The organism is Leptospira meyeri (assembly GCF_004368965.1).
Classification (GTDB): Bacteria; Spirochaetota; Leptospiria; order Leptospirales; family Leptospiraceae; genus Leptospira_A; species Leptospira_A meyeri.
Window position 1 is genome coordinate 60826 of record NZ_SORO01000002.1, and the last position, 26818, is coordinate 87643.

General features: G+C 39.0%; 33 protein-coding genes. 16 read left to right on the forward strand and 17 right to left on the reverse strand.

Annotated elements, in window-relative coordinates; translation table 11 throughout:
• The 5 genes from CLV96_RS14380 to efp are packed head-to-tail and all read right to left on the reverse strand — an operon-like array spanning window position 1 to window position 4486.
• A complete protein-coding gene (locus CLV96_RS14380) occupies window positions 1-1821 on the reverse strand; it encodes a hypothetical protein (protein WP_004788038.1) in 1821 nt (606 codons plus the stop codon).
• A gap of 7 nt (window positions 1822-1828) precedes the next feature.
• The gene (locus tag CLV96_RS14385; protein ID WP_004788221.1) at window positions 1829-2566 is read right to left on the reverse strand and encodes an SDR family NAD(P)-dependent oxidoreductase; all 738 of its coding nucleotides are present in this window, start codon (window positions 2564-2566) and stop codon (window positions 1829-1831) included.
• A gap of 5 nt (window positions 2567-2571) precedes the next feature.
• Window positions 2572-3300, reverse strand: a complete 729-nt coding sequence (locus CLV96_RS14390) for an SDR family oxidoreductase (RefSeq protein WP_004788075.1) — start codon at window positions 3298-3300, stop codon at window positions 2572-2574.
• Window positions 3297-3917, reverse strand: coding sequence for a methylthioribulose 1-phosphate dehydratase (gene mtnB, locus CLV96_RS14395; protein WP_004788011.1), 621 nt, complete (start codon window positions 3915-3917; stop codon window positions 3297-3299). The genes CLV96_RS14390 and mtnB overlap by 4 nt, the downstream gene beginning before the upstream one ends.
• A 2-nt stretch (window positions 3918-3919) precedes the next feature.
• Window positions 3920-4486, reverse strand: a complete 567-nt coding sequence (gene efp, locus CLV96_RS14400) for an elongation factor P (protein ID WP_004787851.1) — start codon at window positions 4484-4486, stop codon at window positions 3920-3922.
• A gap of 68 nt (window positions 4487-4554) precedes the next feature.
• On the opposite strand from efp, the gene CLV96_RS14405 reads away from it, so the two are divergent.
• The 4 genes from CLV96_RS14405 to CLV96_RS14420 all read left to right on the forward strand — a co-directional run bounded on the left by CLV96_RS14405 (window position 4555) and on the right by CLV96_RS14420 (window position 7240).
• Entirely contained in the window at window positions 4555-5619 is a 1065-nt protein-coding gene (locus tag CLV96_RS14405) for a KamA family radical SAM protein (protein ID WP_004788195.1), read from the forward strand.
• A complete protein-coding gene (locus CLV96_RS14410; RefSeq protein WP_004788148.1) occupies window positions 5603-6157 on the forward strand; it encodes a hypothetical protein in 555 nt (184 codons plus the stop codon). Before CLV96_RS14405 ends, CLV96_RS14410 begins: the two co-directional genes overlap by 17 nt.
• 87 nt (window positions 6158-6244) lie before the next feature.
• Window positions 6245-6451, forward strand: coding sequence for a hypothetical protein (locus tag CLV96_RS14415; RefSeq protein WP_004787999.1), 207 nt, complete (start codon window positions 6245-6247; stop codon window positions 6449-6451).
• Window positions 6452-6454: 3 nt separating this feature from the next.
• Window positions 6455-7240, forward strand: a complete 786-nt coding sequence (locus CLV96_RS14420) for a hypothetical protein (protein WP_004787962.1) — start codon at window positions 6455-6457, stop codon at window positions 7238-7240.
• Between the two features lie 74 nt (window positions 7241-7314).
• Here the strand turns inward: CLV96_RS14420 and msrB are convergent, their stop codons facing one another.
• Window positions 7315-7860: a peptide-methionine (R)-S-oxide reductase MsrB gene (msrB, locus tag CLV96_RS14425; RefSeq protein ID WP_004787928.1), complete on the reverse strand. Its 546-nt coding sequence runs from the start codon at window positions 7858-7860 to the stop codon at window positions 7315-7317.
• Window positions 7861-7930: 70 nt separating this feature from the next.
• Here msrB and CLV96_RS14430 point away from each other — a divergent pair, with 70 nt between their 5' ends.
• Both CLV96_RS14430 and CLV96_RS14435 read left to right on the forward strand, forming a co-directional pair.
• Window positions 7931-9601, forward strand: a complete 1671-nt coding sequence (locus tag CLV96_RS14430) for a hybrid sensor histidine kinase/response regulator (RefSeq protein ID WP_004787855.1) — start codon at window positions 7931-7933, stop codon at window positions 9599-9601.
• 50 nt (window positions 9602-9651) lie between these two features.
• On the forward strand, window positions 9652-11238 hold the full coding sequence (locus tag CLV96_RS14435) for a DEAD/DEAH box helicase (RefSeq protein WP_004788055.1): 1587 nt from the start codon (window positions 9652-9654) through the stop codon (window positions 11236-11238).
• On the opposite strand, the gene CLV96_RS14440 is transcribed toward CLV96_RS14435, so the two are convergent.
• From CLV96_RS14440 to CLV96_RS14450, 3 genes are read right to left on the reverse strand one after another with little or no spacing between them, the layout of a single operon-like run.
• Window positions 11217-12287: an SAM-dependent methyltransferase gene (locus CLV96_RS14440; RefSeq protein WP_004788225.1), complete on the reverse strand. Its 1071-nt coding sequence runs from the start codon at window positions 12285-12287 to the stop codon at window positions 11217-11219. The genes CLV96_RS14435 and CLV96_RS14440 overlap by 22 nt on opposite strands.
• A gap of 13 nt (window positions 12288-12300) precedes the next feature.
• Window positions 12301-13122: a DUF1295 domain-containing protein gene (locus tag CLV96_RS14445; protein WP_004788047.1), complete on the reverse strand. Its 822-nt coding sequence runs from the start codon at window positions 13120-13122 to the stop codon at window positions 12301-12303.
• Window positions 13123-13160: 38 nt separating this feature from the next.
• Complete coding sequence (locus tag CLV96_RS14450) at window positions 13161-13970, reverse strand: SDR family NAD(P)-dependent oxidoreductase (protein WP_004788224.1); 810 nt, start codon at window positions 13968-13970, stop codon at window positions 13161-13163.
• A 92-nt stretch (window positions 13971-14062) separates the two neighbouring features.
• Here CLV96_RS14450 and CLV96_RS14455 point away from each other — a divergent pair, with 92 nt between their 5' ends.
• The 6 genes from CLV96_RS14455 to CLV96_RS14480 all read left to right on the forward strand — a co-directional run bounded on the left by CLV96_RS14455 (window position 14063) and on the right by CLV96_RS14480 (window position 19017).
• Window positions 14063-15085 (forward strand): zinc-dependent alcohol dehydrogenase family protein, encoded by a 1023-nt coding sequence (locus CLV96_RS14455; RefSeq protein ID WP_208325410.1) that lies wholly within the window; start codon window positions 14063-14065, stop codon window positions 15083-15085.
• Between the two features lie 376 nt (window positions 15086-15461).
• Complete coding sequence (locus CLV96_RS14460; RefSeq protein ID WP_004787979.1) at window positions 15462-15761, forward strand: type II toxin-antitoxin system Phd/YefM family antitoxin; 300 nt, start codon at window positions 15462-15464, stop codon at window positions 15759-15761.
• 5 nt (window positions 15762-15766) lie between these two features.
• Window positions 15767-16204, forward strand: coding sequence for a PIN domain-containing protein (locus CLV96_RS14465; protein WP_004787923.1), 438 nt, complete (start codon window positions 15767-15769; stop codon window positions 16202-16204).
• A gap of 121 nt (window positions 16205-16325) precedes the next feature.
• Complete coding sequence (locus CLV96_RS14470) at window positions 16326-16538, forward strand: hypothetical protein (protein WP_035983531.1); 213 nt, start codon at window positions 16326-16328, stop codon at window positions 16536-16538.
• Window positions 16538-16915, forward strand: a complete 378-nt coding sequence (locus CLV96_RS14475; protein ID WP_004788012.1) for a PIN domain-containing protein — start codon at window positions 16538-16540, stop codon at window positions 16913-16915. The genes CLV96_RS14470 and CLV96_RS14475 overlap by 1 nt, the downstream gene beginning before the upstream one ends.
• A 365-nt stretch (window positions 16916-17280) precedes the next feature.
• A complete protein-coding gene (locus CLV96_RS14480) occupies window positions 17281-19017 on the forward strand; it encodes an alginate export family protein (RefSeq protein ID WP_004788067.1) in 1737 nt (578 codons plus the stop codon).
• A gap of 180 nt (window positions 19018-19197) precedes the next feature.
• Here the strand turns inward: CLV96_RS14480 and CLV96_RS14485 are convergent, their stop codons facing one another.
• The 6 genes from CLV96_RS14485 to CLV96_RS14510 all read right to left on the reverse strand — a co-directional run bounded on the left by CLV96_RS14485 (window position 19198) and on the right by CLV96_RS14510 (window position 22837).
• Window positions 19198-20187 (reverse strand): BtrH N-terminal domain-containing protein, encoded by a 990-nt coding sequence (locus CLV96_RS14485; RefSeq protein ID WP_004788206.1) that lies wholly within the window; start codon window positions 20185-20187, stop codon window positions 19198-19200.
• 11 nt (window positions 20188-20198) lie between these two features.
• Window positions 20199-20513 carry a hypothetical protein gene (locus CLV96_RS14490; RefSeq protein WP_004788262.1) on the reverse strand — a complete coding sequence of 105 codons (315 nt, stop codon included), beginning with the start codon at window positions 20511-20513 and terminating at the stop codon, window positions 20199-20201.
• Between the two features lie 79 nt (window positions 20514-20592).
• The gene (locus tag CLV96_RS14495) at window positions 20593-20985 is read right to left on the reverse strand and encodes a hypothetical protein (protein WP_004787913.1); all 393 of its coding nucleotides are present in this window, start codon (window positions 20983-20985) and stop codon (window positions 20593-20595) included.
• Window positions 20982-21371 (reverse strand): hypothetical protein, encoded by a 390-nt coding sequence (locus CLV96_RS14500; RefSeq protein WP_040917470.1) that lies wholly within the window; start codon window positions 21369-21371, stop codon window positions 20982-20984. The genes CLV96_RS14495 and CLV96_RS14500 overlap by 4 nt, the downstream gene beginning before the upstream one ends.
• A 62-nt stretch (window positions 21372-21433) precedes the next feature.
• A complete protein-coding gene (locus tag CLV96_RS14505) occupies window positions 21434-22246 on the reverse strand; it encodes a ZIP family metal transporter (RefSeq protein ID WP_004788141.1) in 813 nt (270 codons plus the stop codon).
• Window positions 22247-22837, reverse strand: a complete 591-nt coding sequence (locus CLV96_RS14510) for a DUF6935 domain-containing protein (protein WP_004788130.1) — start codon at window positions 22835-22837, stop codon at window positions 22247-22249. It lies immediately after the preceding gene.
• A gap of 137 nt (window positions 22838-22974) precedes the next feature.
• On the opposite strand from CLV96_RS14510, the gene CLV96_RS14515 reads away from it, so the two are divergent.
• Together CLV96_RS14515 and CLV96_RS14520 are read left to right on the forward strand one after the other, a co-directional pair.
• A complete protein-coding gene (locus CLV96_RS14515; RefSeq protein ID WP_134152027.1) occupies window positions 22975-23856 on the forward strand; it encodes a hypothetical protein in 882 nt (293 codons plus the stop codon).
• Between the two features lie 53 nt (window positions 23857-23909).
• A complete protein-coding gene (locus tag CLV96_RS14520) occupies window positions 23910-24299 on the forward strand; it encodes an LA_2478/LA_2722/LA_4182 family protein (protein ID WP_004787961.1) in 390 nt (129 codons plus the stop codon).
• A 2-nt stretch (window positions 24300-24301) separates the two neighbouring features.
• Here CLV96_RS14520 and CLV96_RS14525 read toward each other — a convergent pair whose 3' ends face one another.
• Window positions 24302-25273, reverse strand: coding sequence for an amino acid--tRNA ligase-related protein (locus tag CLV96_RS14525; RefSeq protein ID WP_004788133.1), 972 nt, complete (start codon window positions 25271-25273; stop codon window positions 24302-24304).
• A 13-nt stretch (window positions 25274-25286) separates the two neighbouring features.
• Here CLV96_RS14525 and CLV96_RS14530 point away from each other — a divergent pair, with 13 nt between their 5' ends.
• Window positions 25287-25646 carry a hypothetical protein gene (locus CLV96_RS14530; protein ID WP_004787922.1) on the forward strand — a complete coding sequence of 120 codons (360 nt, stop codon included), beginning with the start codon at window positions 25287-25289 and terminating at the stop codon, window positions 25644-25646.
• Here the strand turns inward: CLV96_RS14530 and CLV96_RS14535 are convergent.
• A complete protein-coding gene (locus CLV96_RS14535) occupies window positions 25615-26031 on the reverse strand; it encodes a DUF4279 domain-containing protein (RefSeq protein WP_020777144.1) in 417 nt (138 codons plus the stop codon). The genes CLV96_RS14530 and CLV96_RS14535 overlap by 32 nt on opposite strands.
• Before the next feature lie 58 nt (window positions 26032-26089).
• Between CLV96_RS14535 and CLV96_RS14540 the strand changes: the two genes are divergently transcribed.
• Window positions 26090-26815 (forward strand): response regulator transcription factor, encoded by a 726-nt coding sequence (locus CLV96_RS14540; protein ID WP_004788085.1) that lies wholly within the window; start codon window positions 26090-26092, stop codon window positions 26813-26815.
• Window positions 26816-26818: the final 3 nt, after the last annotated feature.

Sequence of the window (26818 nt, forward strand, 5' to 3'; positions counted from 1 at the left end):
TCAAATGAGTCCACGAATTTGGACAAGGACTTCTGGATCTTCTGCCGGAGGTTCCAATTCACCTCTTGTCCATTGATTGAATAAATCTTTTAAACGTTTGTTAAGCGAATCGAATTCTGGTGAGTTGGGAAAAAGAATGATCGAGTTTGATTTTACCGATTTACCCGTAGTAGAAACAAAAGCAAAGTCAGGAATCATCTTCTCCAAAACTTCTGCGGAAAACGCAGGATAATTCGAACCCAACCAATCCACTGAAGGCAAACAATTTTTTTCAAAATATGCATCACTCAGTGCAGAAACTAAAGCCCGTTTGAGTTGTTGTTTTCGTTCTTTTTCAATTCGTTCTTCTCTTTCCCGAAGTTTCTTTTTATAGAAATTTTCTCTGCGTTTTTGATACAAAAACTGACGATCCATCTGAGAATAAGTAAGAATTGATTTTGCTTTCGCATAACCAGAATTAACGATTGGAGACACTCCCAAAAAGTAAAAAAGTTTGTAGAACCAAGGAATGTATTTGAAATAAACAGATTGTAAATTTTTCCCGTATGTTTTTACAAAATCATCATCTTTAAATAGCGGTTTTAATTCTTTTTCGTTTAACTCAATGATCGCCTTTAGATATAAAATATGTTCGGTCGTAAACCGATAGTTTTGGAAAATCAGCTGATTGATGTCTTTGATATTATTTTGATTATTATTCACAAAAATGGCGATTTTTGCATCTTGGTCATGCCATTCCGCTGAGAGGACTTTGGGATTTTTTCTGAGTAGATCTACGATAATGGTATCATGTTCGTTATCTTTTTCTAAATTAATGCGAAGTAATCTAGAATCAAAATCGAATTGGCTATCCAACATTTTCATATACACTTTGAGGAGTCTGTCTACTTCCCGCTTTTTTTCTATTTCAGCGTATTTAGCTGCCATCTCAGCAACTTTTCGTAAGTTGTGAACTAAAGGATAAAATCCGTTTTCTTTTAGAATTTCCTTAAAACCATACAACATTTCAATTTTTGATCGGATTAAATCAATTTCGTTGGGTTCTACATTTCCACTCACGGGCGTTGCAATATGGATTCGATCAAAAGCCAATCTGATCTCTGTATCGAATGCTTTTGCCAAAGGTTCCACTTTGGTCATTAAATACTCATTTGCAATATGTAGAAAATTGGCTGCTTCGATTTCGGGAACTGAATAAAAACCCACATGAGGTAAAACGATGGTTTTTGGATCAGCTTCTAATTCGTCAATGATCAGCCCGCGAGAACGTTTCAACATTTCAGCTGACGGTTGTAAGGGGAACTGCTTGGGTTCTAAAATCCGATCCAATTCATCACCAGACCCATCTTCTTCTTTATAGTCAATGTCTGCTAATTTGTTTAAGACATTACGCCAAGTATCTTCTGTTAGGATACGTTTGGCTTGGATGTATTGGTATAAATGTTCCGTAGACCTTGCAATGAGTAATTTGTATGGTTCTTCTAAAGGCATCCCTCCGGGAAGGCCCACAAGAAAATTTACAAACCGCAATTCACCTAAATCGGCATCAAATTTGATTTCAAAAAGTTGTGTGGTAAGCCCATAGTCAATGAGTTGCCACATGGCGTCGAGTGCCGTCTCACGATCCATTTTTAGTTTTTCAAAATTGGAATCTGTGGGTCGAAATAAATGACCAGCTTCAATATTTTCTCTGGAACTCTGGATTTCTACTGTCTTCATAATAGACAGAGCTTCTTTTTGTAAGATGATCCCGGAAGACCTTCCTAAGGTTTCTTTCGTAGTCAGTTGTAAAAAATGATCGTGCGGAGGTGATATTCTCATATTTTTTCTAAATGGCTGTGAGTCCGCCGTCGACAGTCCAGTTGGATCCAGAAATATAACCGGATTCTTTTTGAAGAAGGAAATTCACTATACGAGCAATTTCTGAAGGTTCTGCAATTCTCCTAACAGGTGTTTTATCAATAATTTTAGTTCGATGATCGCTAACTTGGTCTTCTTGGATCCCCATATTTGTATCTACAAAACCTGGACTCAGTGCGTTGGCAGTGATTCCAAACTTCCCCCATTCGTCTGCAATCGAACGGATAAATCCAACTAACCCATGTTTGGAGGAAGAGTAAGCAACAGAATTGGCCGAACCCACAATCGATAAGGAAGAGGCAATCGCAACAATCCTTCCGAAGTTTTGTTTTTGAAAGATTGGCAAGAGAAACTTGGATAAAAGAAATAAACTGCTCAAATTAATTCGGAAAATAGCCTCCCATTCCTCAATGGAGACATCGGTGATCGGGTGGTACGGTCCACCAAATCCTGCATTGTGCACGAGCCCATAAAGATCCCCCGCAAAAGAACTCTCTTCTATGATTTTTTTAAGACTTCTTTCCACCACAAAAGGAGTTTCTGCTAAGTCCACTTCACGGTAAGTTTCTTGGAGGATGGGCGATTTTGGTCTGACCTTGTCCAGATTCCAGACAGAAAACCCCGCAAGGACAAGGGTACGAACGATTTCTCTTCCAATCCCTCCACTGCCACCGGTCACGAGTACAATCGATTCCTTAAATTCCATGGGAACTATAAGATTCCTTTTCTTGGGGTAATGGATAAGTCATCTACAAAGACAGATTTAGGCAAGTGGGAAATACTCCACAAATACTCGGAAATGTCCGAAATCGAAACCATATCATTCTTGTCAAACTGAGGTCTTGTGTCCCAAATCTCTGTGGCCACAGCCCCAAGGCTCACATGAACCACCTTCGTTCCAAATGGTTTCCATTCTTCCCGGAGGGCCCGTGCGGTACCAAGAACCGCATGTTTGGATGCACAATAGGCTACCGATTCAGGGAATCCTTGTTTTCCCGCAGTGGATCCTAAAAATACAAAGGTCGTAGTTTGAAACAAAGGCAAATGAGGAGCAAAAGCCTTCGCCAGCAAAATGAGTGAATGGACATTGAGTTGGAAATGTGAGGAAAGTTCCTCGGCTTGTAAATCAGCAATTGGTCCGAACACCCCATCCCCAAGAGCAAAATAGACAATAAGATCTTTTTTCTTTAAAGAGTCAGGATTTATTTGCGATCCATATTTGGATACAAGCGATGTCTCAAACGTTTTTAAGTCTTTTGGATTTGTGGCATCAAAAACAAAAGTTCCATTTTCTTCTTTAGAGAAGGAACCCAGAGGAAGTTTTCCTTTTCTAGAGAAACCAAAAACGGATATAGATTTGTCTTCTAAAAATCTTTTATGAAGCCCTTGTCCAATTCCGGAACCAATTCCAAAAATATACGCATGGGCACCTTCTGTCATATCCGTCTTGCCATCACTTGCAAAAGAAAATGAACTGCTTCCAAATGTTTATTGGCTTCCGCCACAGACTTTCCCCAAACCGTGGGGCCATGGCCTTCAATGAGTAAAAAAGGAACTTGAGGGATCCCTTTCGTTTCCATGTAACGTTTGATTTCCGAAGCAATGGTCGGAACATGAGTGTGGTTATAAAAAACAGGAAACTTGAGGTTTGGTTTTTCATCCCAAATTCCAAAAGCCTTGATGATTTCAATCGGTGGGAGAGGAATGTCTCGAAAACCTTCTTCCTTTCCAATTCCAAATTCTAAAAGATTAGAATCCAATGTATGGACATGGAGGGCCGCACCTGCATCTGGAATTTGAGAATACACCACCTGATGGATGCTAGTTTCTGCTGAGGGTTTCAATCCCTCGCTTGCGGAAACCAAAGACCCATCGTTTACCGAAACACAAACAAAGTCCTTGTCTGTGAGTTCTCCCTTATGTTTTCCAGAAGCCGTGATCCAAAATGTATCTCCAGTGCGAGCGGAGAGATTTCCAGCAGTGGCATACATCCACTGCCTTTCATAATAAGTATGGGAAAGTTTGGTCAGTTCCGTTAAGGAAGGGTGAGGATCCAAATCTATTTGTTCACGCGCTCCACGTAAGTTAAGTCTCGGAGGTCAATTTTGACAATGTCCCCTTGTTTGATAAAGATAGGAACTTGGACTTCCCCACCAGTTTCTACAGTCACTCGTTTGAGAGCAAGACCAGTTGTGTCTCCTTTGAGACCGTCCTCTGCATAAGTCACTTCCAAAATTGCAAAGTTAGGCGGTGTGACTCCAATTGGTTTGTCATTATAAAACGCAACTTCCACTGGAGTTTCTTCTTTCATAAAAGGAAGGATATCTTCCACATAATCTTTTGAAACAGGGATTTGTTCGTAGTCGTTGACATCCATAAAAATGATTTGGTCACCGTCTGCATAACAGTATTGCATTTTACGGCGCTCTAAATCCACACTTTCTAATTTTTCTGCAGCTTTGAAGGTTCTTTCAATGGAAGAATCACGGACGATGTTTTTTAGTTTGGTACGGATGAATGCTGAACCCTTTCCTGGGTTCACAAACTCGGTTTTGACGACGGAATAAAGCTCGTTCTCGATCTTGAGGATCATTCCTTTTTTTACTTCTGTAATGCCTAAGTTCATAATTTCGTTACTCGTAAACAAAATCCGAGGGACTTGGCCATGTGTCAACCGAAGTATGGTCATAAGCGATGACTTGGTCGGATTGGAAATGGCAATTACAAAACCGAATCACTACTTTGGCTGATTTGGAAGAAAAACTGACTCTTACCGAAGAAGAGAGGGAGAGTTTTGTACCGGCACTTACAGATTTTAGTTTTGCCGTCACTCCTTATTATTTAAAGCAGATCGATCAAACAAATCCCAATTGTCCTATCCGCAAACAGGTTCTACCCCGTGCGGGAGAATTGAAAAAAAATCCTAATGAAGTGGAAGACCCGCTGGCAGAAGAAAGGTACATGCCTGTCAAAGGGGTAACCCACCGTTATCCTGACCGCGCCATTTGGTACATTTCGCATGTATGTGCCGTTTATTGCCGATTTTGTACAAGAAAAAGAAAAGTGTCTGACCCAGAAGAAACTCCCAATCGGAATGAATGGGAGAAGGCCCTTGCCTACTTTCGCAAACATACGGAACTTCGTGAGGTCATTTTGTCCGGGGGAGATCCACTGACTCTTTCTGATTCCTCCCTTGATTATCTTTTAGGGGAATTAAAATCCATCCCTCATATCAACCAAGTACGCATCCATACCCGCCATCCAGTGACCATGCCCATGCGATTGACTGAGGAACTAGCTTTGGTGTTTGCCAAATATTTTCCTTTGTATATGGTCACTCATTTCAACCATCCGAATGAAATCACCGAAGAAACAAAAATGTATGTTATGCGAATGATAAAAACGGGGCATATTTCCATTTTTAACCAATCGGTTTTACTTTCTGGAATCAACGATGATGAAAAGGTTTTATCAGAACTTAACTATAAACTGATCTCCATCGGGATCAAACCTTATTACCTCCACCAATGTGATGAGGTTTTTGGGAGTTCCGATTTTGTTGTGCCAATCGAAAGAGGGATTGAGATTTACCGGAAACTTCGTGGTTATCATTCGGGAATCACAATCCCTAGTTATGTAAAAGACCTCACTGGCGGTGGTGGAAAAGTCCTTCTTTCACCAGATTATCTACAAAGGAAAACTAAAGATGGGTACCTTTTCCAAAATTACTTAGGAGATGAATATGAAGTCGGCCATTAAAATCATTTTTATTTTTTCTTTAATGGTTATGGTGGACTGCCAATCAGAGAAACAAATCCTTTTGGAAAATAAAGAGGAAACTTTAAAAGTAAATCCAAAATCGGACTCGAAAAAACACAACCTAACAAAAGAACTACGCCTCACCTACCATGCTGTTTGGGTGGCAAAAGAAAATTTTGAACTCCTAAAGTCTGGATCTATTTTTGGAACCGGAAATAGTTATGAAATTCGTTTGGAGACCGAAGGAAAAATCCAATGGATACGATTGTCCTCCACTGACAGAGAAAACCAGTCTCAGTTTCCTTACTTCTACAAAGACGAAGTCCAGAATCCAGATGTTTCCTATTTTGTTTGGGGGAATAAAAAATGTAGTGTCCTCGTGTTTTCTCTCCCCGACGGAATGCGATACGCTCGCTGGGAAGGAATCCATAACGGGTTTTTACTCGTTTTTGAGACCACCGCTCTCAATGAAATCAGTGCAAAAGAACTGGCAAAAGAACTCCACCTGGTGGTGCAACAATCTCTGGAATTGTATTAGGCCTTTAATTTTTGCCAAAGCCCTGTTTTTTTCAAAAAAAAGATTAGGCAAATAGGCAGTGGCCGTTAGGCTTTGGGGAGAAGTTTTATGTGGTTAAAATTAGGTGAATCGGAAGTTATCAATTTGGATTACGTTGCCTCCATCAAAAAAAATCCCAACCAACCTTCCATTGAAATCATTTACCAAGATCTCAATAATGTAAAATCCTTACCTTTTCCAGGCAAAGAAGAACGCGATCGAGCCTTCAAAGCCATTTTAGAAAACCTTTCCCGAATGAAATTATACTTTGAATAAACTATGGAATTTGAAGCACTAAACCCCAACCTTTATGCACAAGTTTTGGATGAATTAGAACTCATCCCGTCGACGAAACCCTATCAAATTCTTTTTTATGGATCCAGAGAACGGGGGGATTTCCATCCAGATTCTGATCTCAATTTTTATTTGGTGGCCCATTCCACCGACCAAATGAAATCACAATTTATAGATTCCATTTCACGCGCTTTACAGAAATTAGAAGATGTTGCCCCGGTGAACATGATTGCAGGAGATGCGGACTCTCTTCGTCACAGGATTAAAATTTCGGAACCGGGAAGTTTACAACTGATGGAAGCCTCTTCTGTATTTTATGGAGAAGGTTTATTTGAAGATTTAAAATCTGATTGGGAGAAATGGAAACAAAGAGAGATCCCCAAATCGGATCTAATTGCTTATTTAGAAAAAAGAATTCGATTTTTCAAACAACAGGTCACAAGAAATATCAAAGATGAAATCTCCCAATTAGAGCGAATTACCACTCTTACCTTACACATCTGGGCGCTACAGAATATCCAGGACCTAACTCATATTGAACTTTTAAAAATGGACACTCCCGACCAAGTGGCTCCCTTATTCACCAATCTTTACAGAAAGGAAATGGAGGATTCGATTTGGGAACTTTTGGAATTACAAACTAGAGTGCGTAAATTAAAAGTAGATGTACGTTGGAAACGAGACGTATCCAGAGAAGACATCCACGAAACCAAATACAAACTCATATCCTTACGTAAAGACGAAGAATTTATGATGAACCTTTGGGCATAAAAACCAAAAGTTTTCCAACGCCTAAGGTGCGATTTGTTTTTAACAGAACCGCAACTAAGTGATTCCACACTCCTCTATTTGCTTTTTTCTTGTTCCGAAAACTCGGAAAGAAAAGACTCATATCCTCTATCTTTCAGTTTGTCTTTGGGAATAAACTCCATTGAGGCAGAATTCATACAATAGCGTTTGTTTGTTGGCGCTGGCCCATCATCAAAAACATGACCTAGATGAGAATTTGCTTTTTTGGATCGCACTTCGGTACGAATCATCCCAAAAGAATTGTCTTTTACTTCGACTACGTTTTCTTTTACGAGTGGTTTTGTAAAACTAGGCCACCCAGTCCCTGACTCAAATTTATCCTTCGAACTAAAAAGTGGTTCTTTGGAAACAATGTCTACGTAGATACCCTGTTTATGGTTGTCCCAATATTCATTCTGAAAAGGCGGTTCTGTTTCGTCCTCTTGGGTAACTCGGTATTGCAGATCGGTCAATTTTTTTCGAAGGACAGGGTTATCAGGTTTTGGGGAAGTATAAGAGGTTGTCTCCATACAAAAGGTAAAAAACAACAAACCGAAAACCACAGGAAAAAAAAGGAAAACTCGCAAGATGGAACGATTCATAAAAATTAGACTAAAGGAAAAACAAAATTTTACTTTTCTTTAAACGAAAATCATTTCGTCTAAACCTCGTATGCTGATTGCTCCTTTACCAAAAAATGAGGCAACTCGCCTTTTGGCTTTAAAAGGGCTCGAAATCCTCGACACACCGGAAGAGGAGATGTTTGATGAAATCACACGACTTGCTTCCCTGATCTGTAATGCACCCATTTCTCTTGTCAGCCTGATTGATGAAACAAGACAATGGTTCAAATCCCACCATGGACTGAACTCAAGAGAAACTTCGAGGTCCCTTGCCTTTTGTTCCCATGCCATTTTAGGGGATGATCTTTTTTTAATTCCTAACGCAAAAGAAGACTTACGTTTTCAAAACAACCCTTTGGTTGATGAAGCTCCGAATGTCATTTTTTATGCAGGGATTCCCTTGGCCTTAGATGACCAAATCAAACTGGGGACACTTTGTGTCATTGATAACAAACCAAGAGAACTGAATCCAGAACAAATCCAAATGTTGAAGTTACTTGGAAAACAAACGGTTCGTTTGTTACAAATGCGAAAAGACAGGGACAGATTAGAAATTGAAAAACGTTCTGCAGAAAGAGCAACAGCTGCAAAACGAGATTTTATCGCAGCCATTAGCCATGACATCCGAAACCCTCTAAACTCTCTTCTTGGCATGTCAGAAATGATTCGAGACACTGAAATAAACCCAACAGTTCTTAGTTATGTGGATCATATCAAAAATGCTGGAGAAGTAATTTTACATTTAGTTAACGATACCATTGAACTATCAAGATTAGAGGAAAGTGAAAGTTCTTTGAACAAAGAGTGGTTCCATTTGGGACAATGTTTATCGATTTTTAATTTGTTTTTTATCCAAGAAACAAAACGGAAGAAAATTGAATTTAAATTGAATAATAATGTTTTAGATCAAACCTTTCTTTTATCTGACAAACGAAAATTAGAAAAGATCATTTGGAATTTAACTGCCAATGCGGTTAAATTTACATCAAAGGGAATTGTAGAATGTTTTGTTGATTTAGAAAACAAACTAGAAGCAAATGCTATATTGCATATCCATATCAAAGACACTGGTCCGGGAATTTCTCCCGAAGTGAAAAACAAACTTTTCCAAAAGTACAACGAGTTTGTACCAGAAGGTTGCGAAATTTCTGGATCGGGTCTTGGATTATCGATCGTAAAACTCTCCTTAGAAGAGTTAGGTGGGAGTATAGAGGTAGAATCCGAACTAGGTAAAGGTTCCAGTTTCAAAGTTCAAATACCCGTTGTTTGGAAAAAAGAAGAAAATCCAAATCTTACTTCCGAAAATAAAACAAAAAAGGAAATCACTTCCCTCGAATTTCATAAAACTCTAAAAGTTTTGATTGCTGATGACAACGAACTGAATCGAAAAGTCCTTCGAAGTTACCTCAAGTCCCTTCCTACAGAAATCACCGAAACAAATAACGGAATTGATACACAAAGAGAACTGGACCAATCCCAATTTGACATTGCTTTTTTGGACATTGAAATGCCAGGAAAACATGGGACCGAAATTGCAAAATCCCTCTCAGGAAAACACAACCGCCCCGTTCTTTTTGCCTGCACTGGGCTTTGTATGCCGGAAGAAAAAAACCTGATTTTGGCTTCTGGATTTGATTACTTTATGCCCAAACCCTACTTAAAGGAAGAACTATACCTCCATCTCAAAGAAATCGCTGCAAAGATACCCGGAGCCATTTAGGTATTTTTACCTTTCTTTTTTAGGCCGTTTTTTTATTGTATCCTATTTCCATGACTAAGAATGACACCGAAGTTGGAAATGACTTCCAATCCTTCGGATTACGTCCTGAAATACTACAAGGAATCACTGAAGCAGGCTTCGAATCACCAAGCCCTATCCAAAAACAAGCGATTCCGCTCGTATTGGAAGGAAAAGATTTAATCGCACAAGCGCAGACCGGAACCGGAAAAACTGCAGCTTACGGACTCCCCTGTTTGAACCGAATCAATGTGGAAGAAGGCATGCAAGTGCTTGTCCTCACACCCACTCGTGAACTTGCATTGCAAGTATCAGATGAATTGTACAAACTGGGAAAACATTTAGGAATCAAAACCACCACGATTTACGGTGGAAGTTCCTATTCTAAACAAATCACTCAAGTGGCCAAAGGTGCCCAAGTTGCCGTAGCAACTCCTGGAAGACTTCTTGACCTTCTCAAAGGGAAAGAACTTAAAAACTTCAAACCATCCATGGTGATTTTAGACGAAGCAGATGAAATGCTTGATATGGGATTTATGGATGATATCGAATCCATCTTTAACTTACTTCCCACCAAACGCCAAACATTATTATTTTCTGCAACAATGCCCGAACCAATTAAAAAATTGGCGAGTAAGTACCAAACCCACCCTGCACATGTAAAAATTGCAGCAACAGAAAAATCTTCTAAGAACATCGAACAAGTGTACTACGTGATCGATGAAGCAGAACGTGAAATTGCTGTTGTTCGAATTTTGGATTATGAAAACCCATACAAGGCAATCATCTTTACCAAAACGAAAAAAGAAGCGGATGATTTAAAAGCGACCCTTGGATTTAAAGGATATCCGGTAGAAGCGCTCCACGGAGATCTAAACCAAAAACAAAGAGAACAAGTTTTAAAAAGCCTCCATGATGGCCGAGTTAAAATTCTTGTGGCAACAGATGTTGCGGCACGAGGTCTTGATGTAAAAGACTTATCTCTTGTGATCAACTACCACCTACCCTTTGATAGCGAAAGTTATACTCATAGAATTGGTCGTACAGGTCGTGCTGGGAAATCGGGGAAAGCTGTAACTCTTGTAACAACAAGAGAATCTCGTGCTCTTCTAAGACTAAAGGGAACTTCTGGAACCAATCTAACGATAGCGGCACTTCCGACGAAAAAAGAAGTGCTGGCACGCCGAGAAGAAGACTTTTTAAATAACGTTGTGGAAACCGAAATCCATGTTGATGCAGAAGAAGTATTAGAAAAACTTTTGAAGTTAGACGACAAACGTTCTGTAGCACTCAAACTTCTTTCCAATATGCTGGATAAAACCAAAATTAGTGGCCCTGAAAAAATCGGCAAAACACCTGGGGAATGGAGTGAAACTCCTCCGAGTGGTGGATCCGGAAGAAGACGTCGTGATGATGGTGGTTCAGGCGGTGGCGGTCGCGGTGGTTACCGTGGCGGAAGGTCAAATAGTGAACGCAGCGAAAGAGGCGAACGCGGAGAACGAAAAGAACGTGGTGGCGAAAGTAGCCGCCGTTCTACTAGCACCCCATCATCTAAAAAAGAAGGTGGAGTGTATGTGAAAGCGGCTGGGAAAAAAACTCAGCGTTTTCGAAACAAGTAGTGGCTCACAAACCACTCTTCACCGTTTCGATAACCCCATAACTCTGCACAGGCGAGAAAGAAAACTTTCCAATAGACAAACCATTTGGTTTTTTCTTTTTCGCCGTAAGTACTGGCAAGGATAGGCAAAAGTTTATCCTTGTTTTGGATCATATTCTCATACCAAGCTTCACTCGTTCTCGCATAATGAGTTCCATTGACTACCCAATGGTTTTCGATGAGAAAATCCTTTTGGAAATACAAAAACAAATCATCAGAAGGCATCTGCCCACCCGTAAAAAAGTATTTCGCCATCCAGTCGGTTTCATCAATGACTTCAAAAGGATAAGCAAATTCTTTATGGGTGAAGATATGGACAAAAAACTTTCCATCGGCCACAAGAAACTTTGATAACTTCTCAAAAAGTTTTTCGTAGTTTTTCATGTGTTCTAACATCTCGACAGAAACAATTCGATCAAATTTGTCTTTGGTCGTAAAATCATTCATATCTTTTGTGATGATGGTTAGGTTTTTTAAACCACGCTCTTTGGCACGTTTGTCGATGAATTCCTTTTGAGTTCGAGAATTTGAAACACCAGTAACTTTACATTTTGGAAATTTCTCAGCGATGTAAAGAGAGATACTCCCCCAACCACAGCCTAAATCCAGAACACGCATTCCATTTTTAATCTCTGCCCGTTCCACAGTGATCCGTAACATTTCTTCTTCCGATTCCGCAAAACTTGTATCCAGTGTTGGCCAATACCCGGAAGAATATTTCATCCTTGGACCCATTACATAGGTAAAAAAATCACTGGGGACTTCGTAGTGCTGTTCGTTAGCTACGTCTGTATGTACGGCAATAGGAGATTTTTTTAACTCGTTTACATAATTTATTTTATGTTGGAGCTGTGCCGTAGCATTGTCTTTTCTCTCTTGTTTGATTCGCAGTGCCAAAAGTTGTCGGATGCGAAATCGAATGAGCCAATCGGGAAAAATATCTTTTTCCAACAGTGAGTTGATGCTAAAAGAAGAACCCTCTTCTTTCTCTCTAGAATCCGTAAAATTCATGTTTTATCCTTTTTTATTTTTGTTTTGGAAACCAAGGGAAAAATGCGTTTGTGGTGCTCATGTATTCGCGAAAAACTTCACCTTTGGATTGAAGAGAATATTTTTCTGCAAAAGGGACGCCGGATACAAATCGTAACAATATAAACATAAATACTGGCGTAAGGAGGGAAAGGAGTGCCCAAGGTGCAGAAAGAATCGGGATGATCCCAATCCCCACCCAAATCACCCATTCAAAAAAATAATTGGGATGTCTTGTATACTTCCAAAGACCAAGATTACAAACTTTACCCTTATTATTTGAATCGGCCACAAACTTGTGAAGATCTCTATCGGCAATTCCTTCCCCAATCACTCCGATCACAAAGAAAATCCAGCCAAGAATTACCATCAAATATCCGTTAGGCCCCGTAATCCCTGAATTGGGGAATAAGTTCCACTGTGCTGCAAAGTAAAAAGGGAACGAAAGAAGAAGTGCAAGAAATCCTTGTAACATAAATACGTTGGTGAACATTTTTTGGTGAACTTTGTCACTGTAGTCCTTTCGAAATCCGGCGTATCGTTTGTCTTCTGGATGGTTTGTGCGGATGCGAGTGAAATAAAGAAAACCGGATAACCGGAGAGCCCAAATCCAAACGGGGACAAGCACAGCAAACTTTGCATAAACATTTCCAGATCCGAAAAAAACGATTACACTGGCAATCCCTGCGATGACAAGTCCCCAACCTACATCAATCACGGCATAGTTGTCTCTCGACTTCCCCCAAAGCCACATGAGACTCATAAAGAAAAAGGTAAATATAACAGCCGCTAAATATGAGTATAACAAATTTTCCAAAGGATAGATCCTCTCCCTAACCTTGGTTTAGACAGAGTTCAGTGTGGTTTGAAGTCCTCATAAAGTTTTTTATAAAGAATTTTTTCTAAAAATTTTGGAGAGAAAAATCGCATCCATTCTAAAAATTTTCCGGACAGATTGAATGTGACTAGCCTTGCTTCTTTGTCTTTGGCCACAGACATCAAAACATGGGCCACTTCTTTTGCACTTTTCCGTTTTCCTTTGGCAGGAGGTTCCGATAGAGCCCCTCCACTCGCATCAAGACCTGAAGTTCGTAAAGCTGTGTCGGTATAAGGAACGCAAACAAGAGAAACGCCAAGTCCCGATTGTAAGTTTTCGATCCGAAGGGATTCGAGGGCTGCATGTAAGGCCGACTTGGATGCTGAATAAGCCGCACGACCCGGCACTCCATAAAGGGCAGAGACAGTAGATGTGGTGACAATATTTCCTTTGGCAGAAAGAAGAAGGGAAAGGAGACCACGGATGAATTGGATGGGACCAAAAAAATTGGTGGCAAAGGTTTTCCGATACACGTCCATCGAAAGGGAATCAAAACGACCATGAGCCGTAATCCCCGCATTATTGAATAATACATCAACTTTAGAAACTTTTTTTTGGATCCACTCAATTGCATCCAACACAGAAGTGGGATCCGCCAGATCGCAAGCGACTCGGTGAATGAGAACGTCCTTGTGTTTGTTTTTGGGTTCTGAGATTTCCGCAGCACGTCTTGCCACAAGAACGAGCTCACATGGGAATTTAGCCAATTCTTCATACAATGCTTTCCCAATTCCACTCGTTGCTCCAGTGATCACTACCACCCTATCGTTCCAAAAATCTTTTTTCATAACGCCCCTTTCTTCTGATTCCCACTCGACAAAGGATACGGACACACGAGGATCTGACGAGTGAATTTTGATTCTAAATGGCAAGAGGGACTATGTTAAATCAAGTTTGGGAAATCCAAGGATCGTTCGGGTTAGAAAATCTAAAAAAATCCACAAGAGATCTTTCAGAATCACTTGCTCCCAAAGAAGTTCTTGTTCGCCTAACAGCAACTTCTCTCAACTATCGTGATTATTTAATGGTCATTGGAACTTACAATCCAAGACAAAAACTCCCACTAATTCCCTGTTCGGATGGAGCAGGTGTGGTGGAGGCTGTGGGATCTGAGGTCAGTCTTTGGAAAAAAGGAGACCGAGTACTACCGATCTTTGCGCAGAGGTGGATGGATGGAGCTCCGAATATGGACAACCTTCGCTCCACACTCGGTGGACCACATGACGGCTGTTTAGCGAATTATGGGAAATTCCAAGAAGAAGGACTTGTTGCAACTCCAAGTCACTTAACAGACAAAGAAGCTGCTACCTTAGGATGTGCTGGTCTTACTGCATACAATGCTGTTGTAAATTTTGGAGGAATTGAACCAGGCTCTGATGTACTTTGCTTGGGAACCGGTGGAGTTTCTTTATTTGCTCTTCAATTTGCAAAAATGATGGGAGCAAGAGTCATCGTCACTTCCTCAAGCGACGAAAAACTTGCTCGTGCCAAATCTCTCGGTGCTGATGAAACCATTAACTATGCAACCAAATCCAATTGGGAAAGAGATGTCCGCAAACATACAAAAATGGCAGGAGCCGATCTCATCATCGAAGTGGGAGGCGCCGGTACCATGCAAAAATCTATGATGAGTGTCAAACCTTATGGAACCATTGCCCTGATTGGTGTTCTTGCAGGTGGGGAATCGAGTCTTTCTCTATATCCAATCCTCATGCAAGGTGTCAAAGTCCAAGGTGTGATTGTGGGAAGTCGTGCCGATTTTGAAAAAATGAATCGAGCCATCGAACAAAATAAAATGAAACCGGTTGTAGACAAAGTGTTCGGTTGGGATGAAGTCCCCGAAGCATTGGCGTATTTACAAACAGGAAAACATTTTGGAAAAGTGGTAGTGAGTTGGGAATAAGTTCCTGTTTCGACTGGTGAGCGTATACTTTCCCTGACCACGCCCCCACACTGAATTTGGGAAGACCACTGGATGAAAATTTAATTTATGTTAGATGATGCAGCATATGGGAGGTGAAAATTAAAGGTTTCTGGAGAAAAGGTAGGGAATATTTACATTACAACTAACTAACACAGAAAAGGATTTGATTTAATCGAATAACAAATAAACGGAGAAAATTTTGTGGTCATCCGCCTTTACTTTATCACCCTGTTTTGCGAACATCCGGTCAAAATAAATGGTAAATATGCAAAATTTCCAGTTGAACCGAGAAAGAAAAAGAAAAGAACAAAATTACCTCTTGACAAAAGTAGTCACAATGGTCACAATTTAAATTATGATTTCAGTTGGAATTCGAGAATTAAAATCCCATCTTAGCCAATATATCGAATTAGTTAAGAATGGAGAAAATGTTTTAATAACAGAACACAACAGAGTTGTAGCTGAGTTAAAATATCCCGGTAAAGAAGAATCTACCAATAATATACAAAAAATTTTGAATAAACTGGCTAATGAGGGTAAATTAATTCCTGCTAAACGCAAAGCTACCCAGATTAGTAAAAATCAAAATCTAAGTCCCAAAAAACAGGCTGACTGGTGGGCCATATATCAAGACTCAAAAGAAGATAATTTATAATATAAATGATTTACTATATCGAAACGAGCATTTTACTTTCGATCATTTTAGGAGATCATTTCAACGATAAAGCTGTAAGCATTTGGAATGCTCAGAGCGAAAAAGTAAGCTCGATCCTAACTTTAATAGAAGCGACAATAGTTCTTAGGAGATTCTTTAAAGCCAATAAAAAGAATCTTTCATCCCATTGGCTCTCAAAACAGGAAAAACAACTTAAAGAACTCCTTTCTGAATGTTCTTTAATGAAAATTGACGAGAATATCCAATCTATCATTGAATTAAAGAAGGATATTGCAGACTGTAGATCATTGGATGGCATTCATGTTGCAACTGCAATATTCCTAAAAGATGTAATGCATTCATCTAACTTTGCATTTTACAGCTTCGACAATAGAGTAAACGAAGTTGCAGCAAAATTCGGACTAAGACCTGGCGTCGCATAACAGCGACTTAACGCTTCGCTTCGGCACAAGGCCTCGTTCGGTCTACGACATGTTTGCGAAATCAGTCTCAGACTAGAAAATAAAATTGACAAATACGAAAGAGTATCGTATTTTATATCGTATGAAAGTAACCGCAATACTGCCTGATGATTTAATAACCGAAGTTCAAAAATATACTGAAGGAAAAAATATTACTGATTCTTTACAAAAGGCACTTTCAGAATGGGTTAAACTTGCAAAAGTAAAAAAACTAAATGAAAAATTAAGAAAGCAACCTTTGCACTTTTCCAGCGAATTTAATGCTGAAAAAATTAGAAGAATCAATAGATCATAATGATTTTAGTTGATACTTCAGTTTGGGTTGAATTCTTTCGAGGAAAAGAACCCTATTTTTCAAAGTTAGCTGGGTTGATAGAATCCTCCGAAATAATTGCTCACGAAGTAGTTTTTGGCGAACTTTTACAAGGATGTAAGAATAAAAGCGGAATGGCTTTCGTTTTAGATTATTGGGAAAGTTTAAATAACATTTTGTCAAATGGAACGTTCATACAAGCTGGAAAATTATCTTTCGAAAACAAACATTTAGAGAATGGAATCGGGATTATCGATTCTATTTTGATCTCTGAAACAAAACAAAAAAATTTAAAACTCTGGACTTTAGATAAGAAAATTTTAAAAGTCCTTCAGGCACAGCATATTTACAAATTATAGCAAACGAATCGTATAACAGCGGGCAAACGTCGCCTCCCCTAGCTTGCTCCTCATGCTTTATGGATTGCTATGAATACCAGCTTCCTACCTTGTACGTGAATTGCAACTAAACCCATTCTCCGAATAAGCAATACATTTCGTACATTCCTTGCGCAAATTAATTAATAAAAAAACATTTTCACCATCTATTGAACTAATTGTTTAAGACCAAACTATCTTGTTGTTTTCGTATACCCTACCAAAAGATACAATTTGTACAATATTTTAGGCACTCTTCATATTTTTTGCTACTTTTGATTTAAAACGTACGATTCTTGCATTTCCGCCTTTCATAGGAGAAGACCGCAAATCTGGTCTTTAAGAAAATGCAGAAGCGAAGATTATCTTTTTTATTCTTTTTATCACTAATGACTGCGAGTTTGGAAGCCCAAGTAACTACGCCCGAAACTCCAACAACTGCGCCAAATCCGAGTTCTACGGTATCAACGGTCACAGAAATAAAACCGCCTCCACCACCGTCCTGGTCTGATGGATTTAGCGCCGGGGCTATGGTTCGCGTTCGTCCTGAAATGAAGTATAACTTTGATTTCAATCGAACCACCAATGACAATGTCGATTTTACGGGGCAGAAGATACAATTTTGGATTCAAAAAGAATTCACAAAAGATGTAATTGCAAAAATCACTTTTCAAGATGCAAGGTTATGGGGTGCCGAAAAAGGTTCCCTCTCAGGTCTTTCGACTGCCAACGATGGAACAAGACAAAGTACAGATGTGCGCGAAGCCTATATAGAAGTAAAAAAAAATTTAGGCCTCCCTCTCCATATCCAAGCAGGCCGTCAAATTTTGCGGTACGGTGATGAACGTTTGGTAGGATCATTGGACTGGACAAATGTAGGTAGAAGTTTTGATGGCCTCCGAATCAAATGGGAGGATAAGTATATATCTTCCCATATATTTGTCACTTCAGTCAGTGAACGCCACTCCGATATCACAGGCAACACAACTTCCTTCGGTGTCAAAAACCAATACAATACTTATATGGATTGCCCCTACAATGGTAGAAAACCATGCACTGCCAAACTAGATGCCCAAAGACAGGAGTTAGGTGATTCTTATTTTACAGGTTTTTACAATACATTAAAAGCTTCTGATTATCTTCACATTGATTTGTATTATTTAGGATTACAAAAAGAATACTTACGAACCAACCAGTCTCTCATCCTCACCACAGGAGAAACGGGAACTCCAGAATCTCGAGCCGGTAGATGGGACATCCTACACACATATGGAATCAGGTTGACCAATAAAACCCAAACTGGCAAAAAATCCTTACAAACTTTCGATTATTCTTTTGAATATGCGGTACAAACTGGGACAACAGGAAAATCCATCGGTCCGAGATGGGATGACAATAAAACAGAAGTTACATTAAATGATCCATTGACAAATACAAACTACAACCGGAACATCTACTCAGAAAAAGAAAGATACAAAACTTATGCTTTTGGGGCCGATTTTGGTTATACAATCAACAAACTGAGAATTGGTGTTGCCTATGATGTCGGAAGTGGAGATACCAACCGAACAGATGGATCCGTCGCCAGTTTTCAAAACCTATATCACACCAATCACTTATTTTATGGTATGGCTGACCAAGTTAGCTGGGTCAATATGAAATCAAAATCGGTAAATGCTAGTTATAATCTAGGGACTTACGGGTCTTTTCGTATCGATTATTTTGCAATTGAAAAACACAAACTCCAAGATAGTTGGTATGACATCGCTGGTGTTGCCAAATCAGGTGCAAGCACCGAATCAATAACAAACAATCAATACGATACAAGCCAAGTCTTTACTGAAAATGGAACCGGGAACAACCGCCCCGTTTCAATGCTCGGGAAAAGTTTGTTTCGTGAACTAGATATTAAATACAATGTCCCATATCAAAATCTAATTTTAGAATGCGGATATAGTATGATTTATGCAGGGGACGCCATCCAAAACAAAGTGAATGATCGCACGATTCAAGCCCAGGTGTATACAAATCAATTTACCAAAACTGCGCAGTTTGCATATCTTATGGTAACAGCCCAGTTTTAAAACAGAGGAGGATTCAGATCAACGTTTGATACGAGAATCGTATCAAAACATGGGAAAATTGGGAGGAAATTTCGAACTCAACATAGGGATCTTTGTAAAAAGAGTATCTTCCAGAATTCTAGTTTTTAAGAATTTAGGAAGATGGTCATGATTTTGAAAAAGGAATCAATTGATAAACGATCATTTCTCTTTTAGTTCCAATAAATCTTTCATGGTATTGTATTCTAAAGTAGCAGTCGCCTCAAGAAGGCCTTTTATTTCACCTAACAATCGCTCATCTCTATTTTTTCCTAAGGAATCGAACAAATTAGCAATCTCTGTCCAATGTTTTGCAATCTCTTTGAATTGAAGATGGGAATTTTTAAAAATAGGGTCTTTTGTTAATTCATAAGAATCCAAAAGAAAGTCCCTATACAAATTGCGAAACAAAGCACCACCCGTGCCAGCCTTTTCCATCATCATGGCAGTGGTGCCAAAATCTCTTTGGATGTCTTTTGAAGAATGAAACCACTTCTCCAAATTGGATGCCAGTTTTCCAATTCCTTTATAAGAAACATTAGTAATGGGAGGATTGAGGTACTCACGAGCGTTATTTTTTGTCGCAAGAACCACCACCTTCCCCAAGTTTGTCTGTTTTTTCCCTGCCGCAATGGTATAAAAAAGATTTTTGGAAGCCATTGGCCCTTTTTCATTTCTTGCCAATTCTAAACTTTTTAAGGAAGTCTTTGCCTTAGTTCCCTGTTGTTTTGTATCCACCAAATAAGCATTTGTCGCGTCATATCCATAAAGAGTAGCATAATGACCGGCAAAATGAATAGGTTTCGAAAAATACTCCAAATGAAAACAATCCAATTTTAAACCAACAGGTTTTCCTGAATCAATCAGATCCCGAACTGATGACCATGCCTTTTGTTTCGAAGTTGTTTCTTGAACGTCTAATTTTAGATTTAGATTTTTAGTTATATTTTCAGTGAGTTGGTCTGGTCTCGTCCGTCCCCCAATAAAAGGGAAGTCCATCGACTTCATGTTCCAAAAGATAAAACTAAGCCCTTCTCCAATGCCAAATAACATAGGTTCAGAAAGTTCAATCCCAATATGTTTTAAAAGAGTACCGGTAGTTGTTGTTTCGCAGTGAACTCCCACAAAAGGAGAAAGTTTAGTTAAAATCATAATTTGAGTGATTACCAACGTTGTAATGGTTTTGCATAAACCACTAAAATATTTCCGTTTAGTTTGTTTTCAAGCCTTTGACAAAGTGTAAGGGCTGTCGATTCTAAAATAGCGAATTTAAAAGTAGTACATAAACCTTTTGGTTTTGCTGATGTTCCTTTTTTGTAAATTGCCAAACAAACATTCAATTGTTCTTCAATGAATATACATTCTTTTTCTAAGTCTTGACTTGGGACAACTAAATCAGAAAGATCATACGAATTGAATTCAAATTCTGGAATCCAATCATAGAGAATACTACTAGTAAGAAAAGAGTTTGAGTTCATTGTTCACTTAAAAATTTCCGAAATTCAAAATCGAAGGGATCAGAGTTTCTTTTAATAAGTTTTTTATTCATGAGTCAATTCATTCCACGACCAATCCTTCTATGATAATGGTCCTCTGAGAGTATAAAGCGCGATTGGATGCCAAAAGAAATTGAGCACCAGTAGTAAAAGTTCGAATTACTGAATCTATCACGTTTTCTTTTGAATAAATTCTAAGATTAAAAATTTTCTTCGCATTGGGAAGTTGGTTTCTAAAAATTTCATCAAGGTCTAATGTATCAATCGGTTGTGTGTCAAAAAGAAACCATGAAAGTTTAGTTTCGATGGAAAAATGCCTGAATTTTTCGTTGTTCCCTAGCTCATAAGAGAAACTAACAGGAATTTTTGTGTCAGTAATTTCATATTGGTAGGAAGCACAGCCAATCAACAAGTGAAAAGTAAAAATGATGGTAACAAAACACAACTTTTTCATTTGAGATCACTCCCGCTCGTTTGCGAATAGACATTACCTTTGATGTGAAGAGTATATGGTCGAACTATGCCAATCGTCAGTAAATCATAGACTCCATCTGAAAATTCATATTCTTCCGAAATCTTAAGATCCCCAATATGAGAATTGGGATACTTTAAATATATTTCAGTTAAAAGTTCATCCAAAGATTTATCCCTAACATTTGAAAGTCCCCAGAACATATAAACACGCGTATAAGAAAAGCGAAACGAATCCGTAACAGAATATCCCTCATTAGAAGAGAAACCGTTGAGACGAATTTTACTTTTACCCCATGTCTGGTAGTAAGAAGTATTAGCACAATTTAGCAATAATGTAATCAAAATGTATAAAAAGATATTTTTCATAACTGGCTCCTAAATTTAGGATTTAAACACCAATTGCAAGCAAACTTTTGCTAAACGATGATTTAACCAAGACCGACATCAAGAGCCATCATTAGAACAAATCCAAACATAGCGCCAAGTGTCGACATCTCTGTTTCTTTTCCGGTATGAGATTCTGGGATGAGCTCCTCTATCACTACAAAAATCATTGCCCCCGCAGCAAACGATAAAGCAAATGGCAAAATACTTTCTACATAAAAAACAAGGGCTGCACCCAATAGTCCACCAATTGGTTCTACAAATCCAGAAAGTTGTCCATACGTGAAACTTTTACGTGCCGAAAAACCTTCACGTAACAATGGAATAGAAACAGCAGCGCCTTCTGGAATATTTTGAATCCCAATTCCAAAAGCAACCACCACCGCTGCCATGAATGCCTCATAAGTGAATCCATCACCAAGCGCACCAAAGGCGACACCCACTGCCAAACCTTCAGGGATATTATGAAGTGTAATTGCAAGTATTAGGAGCATACTCCTTTGGAAAGATGATTTCCCCCCTTCCAAACGATTTTCTTCTAAACCAACATGAAGATGAGGAAGAAGTTTATGTAAAAGATATAAAGACAAACCACCAGACAAAAATCCAAGACTTACGTGGAGCCAAGCAGGTTTCCCAGCGTTATTCGAAAGTTCAATGGATGGCAATAAAAGAGACCAAAAACTTGCCGCAATCATAATCCCAGAAGCGAAACCGAGCATTGCATTGAACACAGGCCTTGGAACTGTTCGAAAGAAAAAAACAAACCCAGCACCAAATGCTGTACAAAACCAAGTAAATCCAGTGGCAAGTAGTGCCAAAACCACTGGGTGAAATGATAATAGAGAATCTAACATTTATTTGGCTGGCATCATTCCGACAAATAAAGAACTCATTTCTTTCGCACGCCAAAGCCCATCGGAATCTTTTTCAACAGTCACTGGCCGAAAACTTGAAGCACCACGAGTTGCCACAAAAAGTTTAATTTTGCCAGTAGATTCCTCACCGGAATATGGATTCGTATATGTTTCGACTGTGAAAGGCAAACTTGCTGTGTATCCATTGGAAGGCTCTGCCCCTTTCCAATAACCATTTGATAACATTTTGTATTTATCCAGTTGGCCAAGGAGATATTGATCACCATTCCCCAAGACCATTCCATCCACTGCAGATGGTTTCGTAGACTTCTGTCTATTTTTAGAAAGAACAGAAATAGTCACAGCTTTCGTTCCGAGTTCTTGGTTTTTACCATAAAGAGAAATCGCAAGGACAAGGATGGCAACTCCTCCTTCCGGTGTGGTGGCAATCGAAGATTGGAGGGATTTAAATTCTTCAATGGATGCCGGTTCGAATGAGAAAACGACAGGATTGCGAGAAGTTAAGTTTTGGGCAAAGGCCTGACCTGTTAGAAAGAAAAGGAGAAATACCAAAATGGGAAGTTTTTTCATAATCTGAGAATGTAGGGAAATTTCCGATATTAATCAATTTATTTTCCATTGGCTTTTCAAAAAAAAGAAGACATAAAAGATATACCACTGAATATCCGTTAGCAGGTTATAAGCTAACAGATAGTTAAATGAAAAATATGCAACTTATTATCATCCCAATGGTAGGTTTATTTCTTACTTTGTTTTCGGTATACAATTGCGGTGCCGATGAAAAAAAATCCTCTCAATTGTTACCTTTATTGGCTCTAGGCCTCCTAGCAGACGGAAATCTAGAAGGCCAAGTATGTGATATAGATTCAGATTGTGCATCAGGTTTGTTCTGCGGAGATGCTTATAATTTAGATACCCCTTACACTTATAATTTGTGTACTCCAATTCCACCAATTTCAGGAACGATCACTGGCAATGGAACAGGGTTATCAGCAACACTCGCAACCTTGACTCCAGTCGCTGATTTTTCGCTTACAATCAACACACCAGGCAAATATGTTTTTTCAGCATCTTCAACAATCATTAATTCTTCGGTTGTAAGACCAGAAATTAGTATCTACCCTACTTCAGGAAGATCAGCAATCAAACAAGCAACAAGAAATCCTGGGAGCAATTACCAATTAACTTCTTATATATTTTCGGATCCGGGAACTTATCGGGTGCGAGTGTCTACTTTCTATTTTTCAGGTAGTTTTGGCGGGGGAGTAAGGTTCTTTGCTGCCAATGGTGCTGTCAGTTCTGGTGGTGGGAGTTGCACTTTTATTGCCTTCGGTAAAAATCGATGTGAAGATTTTGCAATCAACAGTTTGTTTTTAAGTACATATTGTTCCTCTTTTCTTGCAGGTACTTATAGTGCAAACTCTTGTGCTATTCAGAATGCTTCTAAAACTCTCATTGGCAGATGTACAAATGGGGTTGGACAAGCACCCTATTACGGGAATGGAATGGTGACTCGCCATTTTTATGATACAAGTACTCTTACAGATGTTGCCTCTGAATGTCCCAGTTATGCTGGTATCCAATTCTAAAAAATAATTAAAAAAAACTTTACGAAAGCCTTTTGACAAAGAAAGGTTTTCGTATGAAAAAAATTTCCATTTTTTTACTAATACTTGCTCCTCTCCTAATTACCGCACAAACATTAAAAGATGCGAAAGAATTCCAAGCACTCTCTAAAAAAATGTGTGCCAAAACTTCTGAGTGTATGAAGGAAAAGTTAAAAGATCTTCCTGCCGATCAAAGAAAAATGATCGAGTCACAATTTGTGAATGGAAACGTCTGCGAATCTAGATATAAAAATTATGTGGTAGAAGGTCAAAAACCAGCAAACAACCAACCCACAAAAAAACTCACCAAACAAGATTTGGAAGACATGAAAAAATGTGCCAAAGATATGGCAGCGTTTTCTTGTGCTGACCTAGAAGATGGGAAAGTTCCAGAATCTTGCGAAAAATTCCAAGAAGAGGACTAAACTTAAACTTCTATCCAATACGGGCTAATTTCACCTAGCCCGTGTTTACCGGATAACCTCAAAATCAAACGATCCATTCCTATAGAAATCCCGGAACAATCTGGAAATCCATTTTCCAAGGAACCAAGAAACTCCTCATCCATTGGAAATACTTCTTTCCCCAATTTAGAACGTAACCCTTGTTCTTCGTAAAATCTTTTCCTTTGTTCCTTTGCATCGCTGAGTTCATAAAAAGCGTTTGCAAGTTCTAATCCGTCCCAATAAATCTCAAATCGTTTTGCCACCCCATCCACAACCTTTGCAAGTGCGGCACATTCAGGAGGATAGTCATACAAAAAAACAATTCCTTCTCCTAACATTGGTTCAACCAAATTGAGAAAAACCAAAAAAAAGAGGTCTTCGTATGGCCACTGGATTCTTTCCGATATAGGTGAGGAAGAGAGTTTTTTTACTTCTATCGTTTTTAACAAATCTTCTCTTAAAAAACCATGTCCGACATTTTGTAAAAAAGCCTCTTCCACTGATAAATGGCGAATCCATTCAGAACTTGACAATTTTTTTTGGTCATCTTCTTTTCCAAAAACAAAAATCAACTCTCTTAAAAACGTTTCGATAAATCGTCTCAAAGAAGAATCATCCATACCTTTGGCATAAAGTTCTAACATCAAAAATTCTTTAGAATGAAACCCACTGCCTATCTCTCCCGATCGGTATGTGTGAGCCAATTCAAAGATACGATTCATACCCTTGGCCATCATTTGTTTCAAACTGTATTCAGGTGAGGTAATCAGATATCCTTTCTCTCGTCCACTGGGAGAACGCACTTCAAATGGATCCAAATAAGGTTCCATCCCCACAATAGGTTTTAAGGTAGGAGTATCCACTTCCAAAAAACCATCTCTCCATAATATCTCACGGACCTTTCTCAATATTTGGGATCGAAAAATGAGTGTATCTTTTGAGAGTGAAACCATACCATTACCTCCAATGGCAAAAAAAACAAAATACCTTACTGTACGTGAAGTTCAGAATGCGTATGAAATTCTCATTTTGTCTAAGAACGTACACCCTGAATTGGAAGAAGAATTGGATTCGGTAATGCACATGTTGTTCTTCCAGACAAGATCGCATATCCAAATGGATCTTTCGAACTTGCCCTACCTTCCCCTAACACTCCTTACTAAACTCATAAATATTGCCCGTGACCTTCGTTTGAAAAAACGAGTCCTTGTCCTACTTGGATTACCTTTGTCCAGTTACATCTATTTAAAACGATTTGGCCTAATCCGACTAATTTTTCCGAGTGAAGCCACTCTTAGGGAGTCCCATCGAGGTCCCAGGGGATAATTTCTAAATTCACACCCAATTCACCTAACAAAAGCATAGTCCTTTTGTCGAGTACCACACCTTTTGTAAATTCAGAAGCAAACTCAACGGACACGTAGATGGTCGACTCGTAACTTTCAGTGAATTCTTTCAGGCTCTTACGAACAGGTGCTAAGGTTTTAAGCAAATTCCAAATGTGATCGAGGACAGGAAATTCAGGCCCTAACTTAGAATTGAGCTGCCAATGACTTGAAATTGTCATATTTTCTATGTCTTTTACATCGGCTCCGTGGTAATAGTCCGGTTGGATGCCCAATTTCTCAGTGACTTCCAATGGACGTAACTTTGGCCCAGAGAGGGCGAACATTGCCCACGATTTTGCTTCTCTTTGCGTTCCTGATTCCATTTTTTACTTTTTTTTTCTACTACAAGAACCAAATTGAGAAAGAACTCAAGGGAAAAACATGAAAAATATTTTGGTAATTGAGGACGATCCGGACATCGGGAACCTAATCCGGAAATCTCTCGATTCTGCTCACTACACAACCTCCGTTTTTGAAAATGGCGAAGACGGTTTGAAATTTTACAAATCCAATCATCCTGATTTAGTGATTCTGGATCTCTCGCTACCGGATATTGATGGTATGGAAATTTGCCGTAGCATTCGTAAATCTGACGAAAGCACTCCAATTTTTATTCTATCCGCAAGGACAGAAGAAATTGATCGAATCATGGGACTTGAGTTAGGGGCTGATGACTACATCACAAAACCATTTTCGGTTCGTGAACTCAAAACTCGAGTGGATGTATTCTTCCGTAGATGGGATAAAAAAATAGGGATCAAACCCAATGTGGGCCAAGCAGGAGAAATCATTCGTGGTGCTCTTAAAATTGATTCCATCCGTAGACGAGTCACTCTAAACGAAAACATCATCAATATTTCCAGAAAGGAATTTGACATCTTGCAACTATTAGCTGGATCACCAGGAAAAGTTTTTTCTCGCGAAATGATTTTGGAATCCGTTTGGGGTGTGGAATGGGATGGATTTGAAAGGATGATCGACAGTCATATCAAACGTATCAGATCTAAACTAGAAAAAAACTCTGCACAACCAGAATGGATCGAAACCATTTGGGGAATTGGTTATCGTTTTACTGACAACTTTGAAAACATAGTCGTTCCAGAATGAACT